Source organism: Haloterrigena gelatinilytica (assembly GCF_013342145.1).
GTDB classification, from domain to species: Archaea; Halobacteriota; Halobacteria; order Halobacteriales; family Natrialbaceae; genus Haloterrigena; species Haloterrigena gelatinilytica.
Map to the genome: position 1 here is coordinate 2,509,926 of NZ_JABUQZ010000001.1, position 12,648 is coordinate 2,522,573.

General features: G+C 66.7%; 10 protein-coding genes. 5 read left to right on the forward strand and 5 right to left on the reverse strand.

From position 1 onward, the window contains the following. Positions 1-54: 54 nt before the first annotated feature. Together HTZ84_RS12500 and HTZ84_RS12505 are read right to left on the reverse strand one after the other, a co-directional pair. A complete protein-coding gene (locus HTZ84_RS12500; RefSeq protein WP_174680983.1) occupies positions 55-645 on the reverse strand; it encodes a DNA-3-methyladenine glycosylase family protein in 591 nt (196 codons plus the stop codon). Between the two features lie 88 nt (positions 646-733). Next, positions 734-2,614, reverse strand: a complete 1,881-nt coding sequence (locus tag HTZ84_RS12505; protein WP_174680984.1) for an L-aspartate oxidase — start codon at positions 2,612-2,614, stop codon at positions 734-736. A gap of 143 nt (positions 2,615-2,757) precedes the next feature. Here HTZ84_RS12505 and HTZ84_RS12510 point away from each other — a divergent pair, with 143 nt between their 5' ends. Then, entirely contained in the window at positions 2,758-3,282 is a 525-nt protein-coding gene (locus HTZ84_RS12510) for a metal-dependent hydrolase (RefSeq protein ID WP_174680985.1), read from the forward strand. A gap of 85 nt (positions 3,283-3,367) precedes the next feature. Next, positions 3,368-3,526: a hypothetical protein gene (locus tag HTZ84_RS12515; RefSeq protein WP_174680986.1), complete on the forward strand. Its 159-nt coding sequence runs from the start codon at positions 3,368-3,370 to the stop codon at positions 3,524-3,526. Between the two features lie 15 nt (positions 3,527-3,541). On the opposite strand, the gene HTZ84_RS12520 is transcribed toward HTZ84_RS12515, so the two are convergent. Beyond that, positions 3,542-6,139, reverse strand: a complete 2,598-nt coding sequence (locus HTZ84_RS12520; protein WP_174680987.1) for a heavy metal translocating P-type ATPase — start codon at positions 6,137-6,139, stop codon at positions 3,542-3,544. Positions 6,140-6,566: 427 nt separating this feature from the next. On the opposite strand from HTZ84_RS12520, the gene HTZ84_RS12525 reads away from it, so the two are divergent. Continuing rightward, the gene (locus HTZ84_RS12525; protein ID WP_174680988.1) at positions 6,567-7,433 is read left to right on the forward strand and encodes a class I SAM-dependent methyltransferase; all 867 of its coding nucleotides are present in this window, start codon (positions 6,567-6,569) and stop codon (positions 7,431-7,433) included. 45 nt (positions 7,434-7,478) lie between these two features. Here HTZ84_RS12525 and HTZ84_RS12530 read toward each other — a convergent pair whose 3' ends face one another. After that, on the reverse strand, positions 7,479-8,225 hold the full coding sequence (locus HTZ84_RS12530) for a helix-turn-helix domain-containing protein (protein ID WP_174680989.1): 747 nt from the start codon (positions 8,223-8,225) through the stop codon (positions 7,479-7,481). 62 nt (positions 8,226-8,287) lie between these two features. Here HTZ84_RS12530 and HTZ84_RS12535 point away from each other — a divergent pair, with 62 nt between their 5' ends. Then, positions 8,288-8,818: a hypothetical protein gene (locus HTZ84_RS12535; RefSeq protein WP_174680990.1), complete on the forward strand. Its 531-nt coding sequence runs from the start codon at positions 8,288-8,290 to the stop codon at positions 8,816-8,818. Between the two features lie 288 nt (positions 8,819-9,106). Here HTZ84_RS12535 and HTZ84_RS12540 read toward each other — a convergent pair whose 3' ends face one another. Continuing rightward, on the reverse strand, positions 9,107-10,258 hold the full coding sequence (locus HTZ84_RS12540) for an acyl-CoA dehydrogenase family protein (protein ID WP_174680991.1): 1,152 nt from the start codon (positions 10,256-10,258) through the stop codon (positions 9,107-9,109). Positions 10,259-10,373: 115 nt separating this feature from the next. Here HTZ84_RS12540 and HTZ84_RS12545 point away from each other — a divergent pair, with 115 nt between their 5' ends. Next, on the forward strand, positions 10,374-12,347 hold the full coding sequence (locus HTZ84_RS12545) for a 3-hydroxyacyl-CoA dehydrogenase/enoyl-CoA hydratase family protein (protein ID WP_174680992.1): 1,974 nt from the start codon (positions 10,374-10,376) through the stop codon (positions 12,345-12,347). Positions 12,348-12,648: the final 301 nt, after the last annotated feature.

Here is a 12,648-nt window from a genome sequence, read left to right on the forward strand (position 1 = left end):
GGCAGAACAACGACCGTTTCTCCACGCGAAACAAGCGTTTGCGCGCTCGAGCCGTCAGTCCGACTCGTACTCGGCCCACAGATACCGCGTCGCGGCGCTTCGGTACGGTCGCCACTGTTCGGCGATCTCGCGCATCTCGGCGCGGGACATGTCATCGCCGTCGCCGTAGAGCTCCTCGATCGCGCGGCGGATCGCGAGATCGCCCAGCGGCAACACGTCCTCGCGTTGCAGCACGAACAGGAGGTACATGCGGGCGGTCCACTCCCCGACGCCTTTGATCTCGGTCAGCGAATCGATAACCTCGTCGTTCGAGTGGTCGGCGAGCCCCGCTCGAGTGTAGTCGTTCTCCCGGAAGGCCCGCGCGGCGTTGCGCATGTACTCGATCTTGCTCTCTGAGAGCCCGGCCGCTCGCAGGGCCTCGTCCTCCGCCTCGAGGACGGTCTCGGGGGTCACCTCGTCGCGGAGCAGTTCGAAGACCCGCTCGCGGACGGCGGTCGCGCTCGCGGTCGACAGCTGCTGGTTGATGATGGAGATACAGAGCCGTTCGAACTCGTTCCAGTCGGGTTCGACGTAGGGGTCGTGTCGCTCGATGAGTTCCGCCATCACGGGGTCGGTCCGGATAACGGGTTCGGCCTCGTCTAACATCTACGTAGAGGAAGGGGAGGGCTCGAAGGATGAAAGGACTCTCGGTCGTCGAGTTCGCGGTTCGGTCTCGCGGTTCGGTCGCGGTCCGTTACTCGAGGTGGTGGTAGTCGAGTTCGTACCCTTCCGCGAGCGCCTCGCGGACCGGGTCGCTCGGTTCGGCGACGCCGCGACGGTCGATCTCGAGGCCGCCCTCGTCGGCCGAAACGAGCAGGTTCACGCGCCAGTCCGGGTCGGTCTCCGGGTAGTCCGTCCGGTAGTGTGCGCCCCTGGATTCGGTCCGAGCCAGGGCCGCTCGGAGCATCGCTTCGGCGACGGTGAGGCTGAACGAGAGGTCGACCGCGAACTCGAACGATCGCGAGGTGAGTCCGCCCTCGACGCGCAGCTCCCCCGTTCGATCGCGGAGCGCCTCGAGTTCCTCGAGTCCGGCTCGAAGCCCGGCCTCGTCGCGGAGAATGCCCGCGCGATCCCACAGCAACTCGCGGAGGTCCGCCAGGAGGGCCGTGGGCGTAACCTCGCCGTCGGCGTCCGCGAGCGACGCGAGCGCCCGAAACTCCCGTTCGGCCAGGGCTCGCTGTTCGTCGGTCACCGCTGGCTCGGCGTCCGATCCGTCGACTGCGGTTGCGACGTGCTCGCCGACGAGCTTGCCGATCGCGACGGTCTCGGCGAGCGAGTTGCCGCCGAGACGGTTCGCACCGTGGACGCCGGCGACGGCCTCGCCGACGGCGTACAAGCCCTCGACGCCGGTTTCACCGGTTCGGAAGTCGATGTCGACGCCGCCCATCGTGTAGTGGGCGGTCGGCGCGACCTCGATCGGTTCCGCGGTGATGTCGACGCCGAGCGACGCGAAGCGCTCGACCATCCGCGGCAGCCGTTCCCGGACGTAGTCGGCGTCCCGATGGGAGATGTCGAGATAGACGCCGCCGTTCTCGGTTCCCCGTCCCGCGTCGATCTCTCGACCGATCGCCCGCGCGACGACGTCGCGAGCGTCGAGTTCCATCTGATCCGGCGAGTACCGTTCCATGAACCGTTCGTTCTCGGCGTTGTAGAGCCGTCCGCCCTCGCCGCGCACGGCTTCGGTGACGAGTCGGCCGTCCCACTCCTCCCCGTAGCGTTCGCCGACCATCCCCGTCGGGTGGAACTGGACGAACTCGAGGTCCATCAGTCGAGCGCCCGCCTCGAGAGCCAGCGCCTGGGCGTCCCCGTTGTTCTCGTCGTCCCGCGAGGAGTGGCGATCGTAGAGCGCGGAGAAGCCGCCCGCGGCGAGGACGACGTGGTTCGACCGGAACAGCAGCCCGCGGCCGGTCTCCATGTCGAAACCGGCGGCGCCGAAGACGCGCCGCCCGTCCGAGAGCAGCCGCGTGATCATCACGTTCTCGCGGTAGGGGATCTCGAGGTCGCGAGCCCGCCCGATCAGCGTTTCGAGCATCGCCTCGCCGGTCCGGTCGCCGACGAAACAGGTCCGGCGGTACGACTGGGCGCCGAAGTACCGCTGGTTGATCGCCCCGTCGTCGGTCCGGTCGAACGGCATCCCCCACTCCTCGAGTTCGCGGATCCGGTCCGGCAGCTCGCGCGCGGTCAGTTCGACCGCCTCGGGGTCGTTCAGATGGTGCCCCTCGTTCAGCGTGTCCGCGGCGTGGATCGTCCAGTCGTCTTCGTCGTCCAGCGAGCCGAGCGCGGCGTTGATCCCGCCGGCCGCCCAGGTCGTGTGCGCGTCGCCGTGGTCTCGCTTCCCGATCACCAGCGGCTCGAGGCCGGCTTCGGCGAGACCGATCGCGACGCGGGCGCCCGCCGCCCCCACGCCGACGACGAGTACCGGCGTCGTGACGACGTCGTACTCGAGACCGTCCGACGACGCCGATCGGTTCGCTCGTCCGATTCGGCTCGATACGCCGCCGAGGTCGGCTACCGCGGCCGATCCCCGACGCGAGCTCTCCGCCGGTCGACGGTCGTCAGCGGGTGTTTCTGTCATACGAGTAATGTAAGGGGCGAGCGTACTTAGGGAGCGCCCCAAACGATACAATTCGGTGGAGGAAACGGCCGTAGGGTGCGTTTCGGCGTCAGTCGTCGGCCGATCTCTTACCCGACTCGAGGCCGTCGGATCGATCGAAGCGAATGCAACCGATCGTCCATCTCGCCGTCGGTTATCTCTGTTACGCCGGCTACGTCCGCTGGCGCGAGGGGACGCCCCCGGGAGAGCGGGCGACGATCGTCGCAGTCTTCGGCGCGGTCCTGCCGGATCTGCTCGACAAACCGCCGTGGCTGCTCGGCCTCACCGTCGGCCGAACGATGGGCCACTCGCTGCTGTTCGCCGTCCCGCTGGTCCTCGCGGGCTGGTCGCCGGCGCGCTCGAGCGGTCGATCGTCGCTCGGAGTCGCCTTCGCGATCGGCGTCGCCTCCCATCTGGCGACCGACGTCCCGTGGCACGTGATCGCCGGCGACTACGACGAACTCGGCTTTCTCCTGTGGCCGATCACGCCGATGCCGCCGTACAGCGGAACGAAATCGCTGGCGACCGTCGGCGGGCTCGAGGTGACGACGCTCTGGCTCGAGGCCGTAATTCTGGTCGCCGGCGCCGCGCTGTGGTGGGTCGACGGACGGCCGGGACTCGATCCGAGCCGGCGGCGCTCCGACGGATAGTAGCGGTACAGTGGCGAGTTCTCCCGCTCCGAACACCGACGTAATTCGGCGAGCCAGTTTTCGTTTCGGACCGTCTACTACGCGTATGTCGACGACATCCGCTGTCTTCTGTTACGTGTGCAACGAAGAGATGGTCCTCGACGAGGACCTCGAACACCACCTCGTGTACCGACACAAACCGCGGGAGTTGGCCAAGCAACTCGTCGCCGAGTGGGAAGCGGAGGAACTCGGCGAAGCCGTCTGAGTCGGCTCGCCCGCCTCACTGATCGCCGCGTCGGCGCTCGAGTCCCTCGGGCGTCTCGGGTTCGACGTTCGCCAGCCGCATCGCGTTGCCGGTCACGCCGAGGCTCATCCCCATGTCGCCGATGACGACCGCGTGGATCACCGTGACGAACCCGAACGGCGTCCCGGCCGCGAGAGCGGCCTTCACCGCGAGACTCGCCCAGATGTTCTGGCGGATGACGCCGGTGGCGGTGTGAGAGAGCTCGTAGAGGTACGGCAGCCGGGTGAGGTCGTCGCTCATCAGCGCCACGTCGGCCGTCTCGAGGGCGGTGTCGGTCCCCGCGGCGCCCATCGCGATACCGACGCCGGCGGTCGCGAGCGCGGGCGCGTCGTTGATGCCGTCGCCGACCATGGCGACGGTGGCCTCGGCGTCACCGTCGGTTTCTCCGTCGTCACCCTCCGTCTCGCCCTCTAACCGACGAATCCACTCGAGTTTCTCGTCGGGCAGCAGTTCGGCGTGGTACTCGTCGATGCCGACTTCCTCGGCGATGGCGCGGGCGGTCCCCTCGTTGTCGCCGGTGAGCATCACGACGCGGACGCCCTGATCCTGCAGCTTCGAGACGGCCCACTTCGCCTCCGGCCGAACCCGGTCGGCGACGGCGATCACGCCCAGCGGTCGGTCCTCGGTGCCGACGATCACGACGGTCTTCCCCTCGGCCTCGAGGTCGGGGACGACGTCCGCGAGGACGTCCAGACAACCCTCGCGCTCGCACTGCGGGCTCGAGTCGTATCCCATCTCTGCCAGTGCCACGCCACCATCGGTCGTCGCGTGCGTGTGCTCTAAGTCCGCCAGTCCGTCGAACAGGTCCGGCTTGCCGACGTAGTGGGTCGCGCCGTCGATCTCGCCGCGGACGCCCTTTCCGGTCAACGCCTCGAACGCCGTGACGTCGGGCTCGTCGTCGGTCGCGACGCCCCGCTCCTCGGCGTAGTCGACGATGGCCTGTCCGATCGGGTGTTCGCTGCGGCGCTCGAGGGCGCCGGCCCGCCGGAGGACGTCGTCCTTGTCGGCTCCCTCCAGAGGGATCACGTCGGTCACCGAGAGATCGCCCTCCGTCAGGGTGCCGGTCTTGTCGACCGCGAGCACGTCGCTCTCGCCGACGGCCTCGAGGTAGCGTCCGCCCTTGATGAGCACGCCGTTGCGGGCGGCGCTCGTGATCCCCGAGACCACGCTGACCGGCGTCGAGATGACGAACGCGCAGGGGCAGGCGATCACCAGCAGCGTCAGCCCGCGGAGGAACCACGTGTTCCACGAGGCGCCGGCGAGCAGCGGCGGCGCGACGGCGATCGCGACCGCGAGGGTCACGACGATCGGGGTGTAGACGCTCGCGAAGCGGTCGACGAACCGCTCGCGCTGGGTCTTCTCCCGTTCCGCGTCCTCGACCATGCGGACGATCCGGGCGATGGTCGAGTCGTCCGCCTCGCTGACGACCTCGACTTCGAGATAGCCCGATTCCGGAATCGTACCGGCGTACACTTCGTCGCCCGCCGTCTTGTCCGCGGGGACGCTCTCGCCGGTGATCGGCGACTGGTCGACCGCGCTCTCGCCCTCGAGGACGACGCCGTCGGCGGGGATCTTCTCGCCCGGCCGGACGACGACGACGTCGCCGACAGCGAGGTCTTCGGCGGGAACCGTCTCCTCGCCGCCGTCCTCGCGCTTGACGGTCGCGGTGTCCGGCGAGAGATCCATTAGCTCCCGCAGCGAGTCGCGGGCCCGGTCCATCGAGAACCGCTCGAGCAGTTCGGCGACGCTGAACAGCACGGCGAGCATCGCCCCCTCGAAGGGGTGGTGGGCCGCGACGCTGGCGAGGATCCCGACCCCCATCAGGAAGTCGATGTCCAGGCTCCGGTTGCGCGCGGAGTAGTAGCCGTTCCGGAGGATCGGCGCGCCGGCGATCGCCGCGGTGAGGAGGAAGAGCGCCGTCGAGAGGTGATAAGTGCGATCGACGAGGTCGCCGCCGACGAGCGAGAACAGCGCCGGGTTCGCGCTCGAGAAGACGAACTCGAGGAGCATGCCCAGCCCGAGAAGGGCGGCGCCGACGCCCGTGGTGACGGCCCGGCGGCTCTTCCAGATCGGCTCGTCGTCACCCATCGGTTCGCCGTCGGTGCCGTCGTCCATCGGCGTCGCGTCGTAGCCGGCCGAGCCGATGGCCTCGACGACCGTCTCCGAGCCGGTTCCGTCCGCGACCGAGACGGTGACGCGACCCGAAGCGGGCCGGGTCTCGATCTCGCTGACGCCCGCGGTCCCCTCGAGCGCGTTCTCGACCTTGTTCGCACAGGAGGCGCAGTCCATGTCGGGGACCGAGAACGTCAGTTCCGACGCCGCGCCGACGATCTCGTAGCCGGCCGCGCGGACTCGCTCGCGGATCTCGTCCTCGTCGGTCCGCGTCGGGTCGAACTCGACGACGAGGCGACCGCTGGTCACCCGCGCGTCGATCGCGTCGATCCCCTCGAGGCGCTCGACGCTGTTCGTCACCTTCCCGGCACAGGAGGGACAGTCCATGTCGGGGACGCGAAGTTCGAGACTCCGACTCGCATCTGGCGGCGCGTCGGGAGACGATGGGGTGGTGTCGCTCATTATCGGTCAGTAGTCACCCCGTCGCAATACGGGTTATTTGGCGTGCGCCAAATCGGATGTCGACTCGAGCTACCGGATCGCCACTCGAGAATCGACTTCGATTGACCGTCGGATCCGCCGATCGACCGAGTGAGCGCCAAAGTGCGGTGAGGAACGCCGTGCGAGGTACAGCGGGTGCATCTCGTAAAGTCCGTCGTGCTGAGATGAAATCGAACGCGGGTCGACGACGACCACGCATAACACTATCGTGCCCGAGACCGTAATCATCTATAATGGGGTATGGCCCGAATGACGTTCACCGACTATCAGGATGCCCCGCCACGGAGACTCGCCACACTCGGTCGACGTCGTGCTCGGGCACCACAGCTGATGACCAGCGTGAGAGACACCGGGAACAACGCGATGGCCTGCAAAGAGAGGGGACAGCATGTCGACCGATGAATCAGAAACGGACACCGCCGACGAGGCGGCCTTGAACGAACACTACGGCGTGACGGACCTCGGCGGCGAAATCCTCGCCGCCCTCGAAGCCGCCGGCAAAGACGTCGACGCGCTCACTCGAGACGATATCGCGTCGTTCGACGAGTTCCACATCCGCGGCCGCGAGGCGACCCGAGAAGTCGCCGACCTCGCGGCGGTCGAAGAGAACTCTCGCGTCCTCGACGTCGGGTGTGGGATCGGCGGACCCGCTCGCACCCTCGCTTCCGACTTCGATTGCGACGTCGTCGGGGTCGATGTAGTCGAGGAGTACTGCCGAGCAGCGACGCTCTTTACCGAGCGAGTGGGGTTGGCCGACAGCGTCCGCTTCCAGCGCGGGAACGCCCTCGACCTGCCGTTCGGGGACGAGGAGTTCGACGTCGTCTGGTTCGAGCACACGCTGCTGAACGTCGAGGCGAAGGGAGTGGCGATCGAAGAAGCGGGCCGCGTCCTCAGACCCGGGGGAACGCTCGCACTGTACGAAATTTGTGCCGGACCCGGGGGCGAACCGGTGTTCCCGGTCCCCTGGGCGTCAGACGGGTCCCTCAGCCACCTCGATTCACCCGAGCGGCTCCGAGAGATCGTCCTCGCTCGCGGCTTCGACGAGGTCGCCTGGCGGGACGTCACGGGGCCGAGCCTCGAGTGGTTCCGGAACGTGGTGGAGTCGATGCGATCGCGGCCGGCGGACGCACCGCCACCGCTCGGACTCAACCTTCTGATGGGAGCCGAAACGCCGGTCAAAGCGGCGAACGTCGTCCGGAACCTCGAAGAAGACCGGATCGCCGTCGTTCAGGCCGTGTACGAGCGTGCCAATTAGCAGGTGTACATTCCATCCTAGAGTCCGATCGGCTAATCTACTGTTTCACAGCCCGGCTACCAGCGTCTCGAGCGAATCGTCCGCTTCCACGAAGCTCGTCGCGAGGCTCGATTCGGCCCGTCGCAGTCGATACGAAAGCGTCGATCGCGGAATCTCGAGTTTCTCCGCGAGTTCCCCGAGTTCGATCCGGCGCGGGGTCTCGTAGTAGCCGTGTTCGACGGCCGCTCGCAGCGCCTCGCGCTGCTCGGCCGGGAGCGCCTGCTCGGGTTCGATGTGATTGCGATCGGGATCGAGTTCCGTCAATCGCAGCATCTCGATGCCGGTACACTCGCCGACCTCGTCGCCCAGCGCGTCGAAGAACTCGTGGATCGGCGCGTCGCTGCCCAGCACGATCCGCCAGCGGTAGCGCCGCTCCTCGCGGTAGGTTTCGAACAGCAGCCCCTCCCCTAAGTGCTCGAGGGCGACGTGGGGAACGGACGTACAGACGTCAGTGCGGTCCCAGTAGGTGTAGACCACGAGCGTGTCGTTCGATCGATCCAGCACCTGCACCTCGCAGTCGGCCCCGCAGTCGTCCTTCACGAGACAGTCCGCGAAGAAGTCCGCGTTCTTGTAGGCGTCCTCGAGGGCCTCGAGCGCGTCCGCCGACCCCTCGGCGTGGTCGACCCGCCAGAGGCTGTCCGCGGTGACGTGACACGACAGCGAGCGGATCGAGGCGTCCGGGTACGCCGCCAGCACGTCGGCGACGGGGTTCGTGCCCGGTTCGTACTCGAGGGCGAAGACGAACTCTCTCATTACCCGTTCGTAGGGGCCCACACGACAAAGGGGTTTCTCGCTGGAGCGCGTACGATCCCGTAATGGCATCGCCGGTGGTGATCCCGACCGTCACGGGACAGGTTCGCGAGTTCTGGGTATTCTATCGGCGCTACACGGACACGACGATCCACACGGCCGCGACCGCGGCGCTGACGATCTTCGGCCTGCTGATCTTCCTCGACCCGTGGTTCGCGGCGCTGGCCATCGGCTCGTACGTCGGTCCGCCCGTTGCGTTGTACCTCCTCGAGGACGAACCGGTTCCCGAAACCGAGCCCGAACCCGGGCGCGAGGGGCGGCCCGACCGCCGAACGGCAGACAGGGCTGGCCGGACCGTCAACGCCACGCCGGCAGAATCGGACCGTCGCTCGAGCGAGCGCGTCTCCTCGAGACCACCGCCGAGCGCAACGGTCGGAGACGGCGATACTGACACCGACAGCGATTCCGATGACGGCGACACCGATTCGGACACGGACGGCACCGATACGGACACCGATTCCGACAGCGACGGAACGGACACCGACAGCGACAGCGATTCCGACGACGGTGATACCGACTCGGATAGCGATAGTTGACTCGAGACGGAACGGCGAGAAGTGGCCGGGAGCGGACGCGGCGAACCTCGCCGCGTCAGCGACCCGGGGGAGGGCAGGCCGTCGACCGAAATCTGCCGCGAGCGAAGCGAGGCGGCGAAGCCGCCTCGGGTACGCGAACGGCGCAGCCGTGAGCGAGGCCGACGGCCGAGCGAGCGGGCCGACGACCGATGTGGAGGCCCGCTCAGCGGGCCGGAACGGAGGGAGGAGTGCTTTTCATCAAAGTTTTGCCGAGGGCCGGCTTTGCCGGCCCGCAGCGCAAAAGTTTGGCTAGAACCCTTTTCCCAGCAGCTCGCGCGCGATAACGTTCTTCTGGATTTCGCTGGTTCCCTCGTAGATCTGGGTGATTTTCGAGTCGCGGTAGAAGCGCTCGACGGGGAAGTCGTTGACGTAGCCGGAGCCGCCGTGGATCTGGACGGCCTCGTTGGCGACGTCGACGGCGATGCGGGAGGCGTACTCCTTGGCCATCGAGGCGCCCATGGTGATGTCGTTCTCCTGGTCGACGTTCCAGGCGGCCTTGTAGGTCAGGTTCCGCGCGGCCTCGGTCTTGGTCGCCATGTCGGCGAGTTTGTGCTGGATGGCCTGGAACTCGCTGATCGGCTGGCCGAACTGCTCGCGATCCTCGGCGTACTCGAGGGCGGCTCGAAGCGCGCCCTTCGCGATGCCGACCCCCTGTGCGGCGACGCCGGTTCGGGTGGCGTCGAAGAACTGCATCTGCTGGAGGAAGGCGGCGCCCTGGTCGCCGATGAGGTTCTCCTCGGGGACGCGGACGTCGTCGAGGATGAGTTCGGCGGTGTCGGAGGCGCGGATCCCGAGTTTGCCGGTGATCTTCTCGGACGTGAAGCCGTCGCGGTCGGCCTCGACGACGATCTGGCTGAAGCCGTCGTAGCGACCCTCGGCGTCCGGGTCGGTCTTACAGAGCATGACGAAGAAGTCGCCGACGGTGCCGTTGGTGATCCACATCTTGTTGCCGTTGATCACCCACTCGTCGCCGTCCTTCTCGGCGCGCGTCGAGACCGAGGAGACGTCCGACCCGGTGTCCGGCTCCGAGATGGCGGCCCCGGAGATCTTCTCGCCGCGCGCGACGGGCTCGAGGAAGCGCTCCTTCTGGTCTTCGTTGCCGAACTCCCGAATGGCCTCGGTCCCGAACGAGCAGGCGAGGATCGAGAGCGCGATGCCGGGGTCGTAGGAGAACAGTTCCTCGGCGATGATCGCCGACTCGAGCGTCGAGTAGCCCGCGCCGCCGTACTCGATCGGAATCGAGGCGCCGACCAGTCCCATCTCGGCGGCCTCGTCGACGATGTCGTGGGGGAACTTCTCCTCGGTGTCGTACTCCTCGGCGTGGGGAACGATTTCGTTCTCCGCGAACCGCGCGACTTCGTCGCGAATCTGTTCCTGTTCTTCTGAGAGCCCGAATTCCATGTGATGGTATTCCTACCCCATCGATAAAGAGGTTTGTAACCGGAAATAAACCGAACTATAGTTTCTTGTACGAATGAGGGAAACGTTCAAACACGTGCACATTGCAACTGTGACCATGGAGCTGGAAGACATCAACACCGTCGCAGTTCTCGGCGCAGGGAATATGGGCCACGGCATCGCGGAGGTACTCGCGATGGCGGGCTACGACGTGAACATGCGGGATATCAAAGACGAGTTCGTTCAGAACGGCTACGAGCAGATCGAGTGGTCGCTGAACAAGCTCGCCGAGAACGACCAGCTCACCGAGGACGAGGCCGAGGCCGCCCTCGAGCGAGTGACGCCGCTGGTCGACATGGCGGAGGCCTGCGGCGACGCCGACGTCGTCATCGAGGCCGTCCCCGAGCAGATGGACATCAAAAAGGACGTCTACGCCGAACTCGAGGAGGTCGCCGCCGACGACGCCATCTTCGCGACCAACACCTCGAGCCTCGCGATTACGGACCTCGCGGAGGTCACCGAGCGCCCCGAGCGGTTCTGCGGGATGCACTTCTTCAACCCGCCGGTCCGCATGGACCTCGTCGAGGTCATCTCGGGGGCCGACTCCGCCGAGGAGACCCTCGAGACGATCGAGGCGCTGGCCGAGGACATCGGCAAGACGCCCGTGCGCGTCCACAAGGACTCGCCCGGCTTCATCGTGAACCGCGTGCTCGTTCCCCTGATGAACGAGGCCTGTTGGCTCGTCCACAACGACGAGGCGACCATCGCCGAGGTCGACTCGACGACGAAGTACGGGATGGGGCTGCCGATGGGGAGCTTCGAACTCGCCGACCTCACCGGCATCGACGTCGGCTATCACGTGCTCGACTACATGAACGAGGTGCTCGGCGAAGCCTACGAGCCGAGCCCGCTGTTCGAGCAGAAGGTCGAAGACGAGGAACTCGGCAAGAAGACGGGCAAGGGATTCTACGACTACGAGGACGGCGAGGGCGCCCAGATCCCGACCGACGAGCAGTCCGACCTCGTCGAGAAGCGACTGATCGCGACGCTGGCCAACGAGTCCGCCAAGCTGATCGGCAACGACGTCGCGCCGCCCGAATCGATCGACGAGGCGACCAAGCTCGGCGCCGGCTTCCCGGACGGCCCCGTCAAGATGGTCGACGAGTTCGGGATCGAGAACGCCCTCGAGGCCCTCGAGGAGGCCTACGAGGAGACCGGCCATCCGCGCTACGAGCCGGCCGACTACCTCGAGGAACGCGCCGAAGCGGGCGGGTTCTACGAACAGGGCGGCGACGCCGAAGCGACCGAGTTCGAGACGATCCGAATCGAGTACCCCGGCGACATGGTCGGCCACGTCGTCCTCGACCGGCCCCACCGGATGAACACGATCAGCGACGACCTGCTCGAGGAACTCTCCGAGGCCGTCGACCTGCTCGAGGACGACGACGAGGTGCGCTCGATTCTGCTCACCGGCGAGGGCGGGAAGGCCTTCTCCGCGGGCGCGGACGTCCAGAGCATGGCCGGCAGCGGCGCCGACCCGCTCGAGATCACCGAACTCTCGAAGGCCGGGCAGGAAGCGTTCGGAAAACTCGAGTCCTGCGAGATGCCCGTCGTGGCCGGAATCGACGGCTTCTGTCTCGGCGGCGGGATGGAGCTGGCCACCTGCGCCGACCTCCGGATCGCCAGCGAGCGCTCCGAGTTCGGCCAGCCCGAACTAAATCTCGGCCTCATCCCCGGGTGGGGCGGCACCCAGCGGCTCAAACACGTCGTCGGCGAGGGCCGCGCGAAGGAGATCATCCTCACCGCCGAGCGATTCGACGCGGAGACGATGGAAGACTACGGCTTCGTCAACGAGGTCGCCGACAACGACGACCTCGAGGAGCGCGCGCTCGAACTGGCGACCGACCTCGCGGGCGGCCCGCCGATCGCCCAGAAGTTCGCCAAGCGAGCGATGCTCGCCGGTCGCGACGACACCGATGCCGGCCTCGAGTACGAGGCCTCCGCCTTCGGACAACTGATGGCGACCGACGACCTCATGGAGGGAATCACGGCCTTCATGGAAGACGAAGAGCCGGAGTTCGAAGGTCAGTAAGCCGAACGGGCCGAGCGCCACCGGCTCGCTGCGATCGCGAGCCCGTCGCCGGTACCGAGTCGCGAGGGAGATAGTGAGTATATATTGATAGTATACCGGTTCGATTAAACGTAATTTTCTATATAGATATCCGTTCGGAGAGAACGGGCTCTAGCTTCGAACGCGATATATCCGATCTCTGTCGTCTGTGGTTCATCTGAAATATGGTAAGAAATATGATATCTGGTCGCGAGATTTATCACGAAGAGGTACCATGGGTGACCCGTGGCTGTAACGATGCAGAGAACGGAGGGGGGTCCCA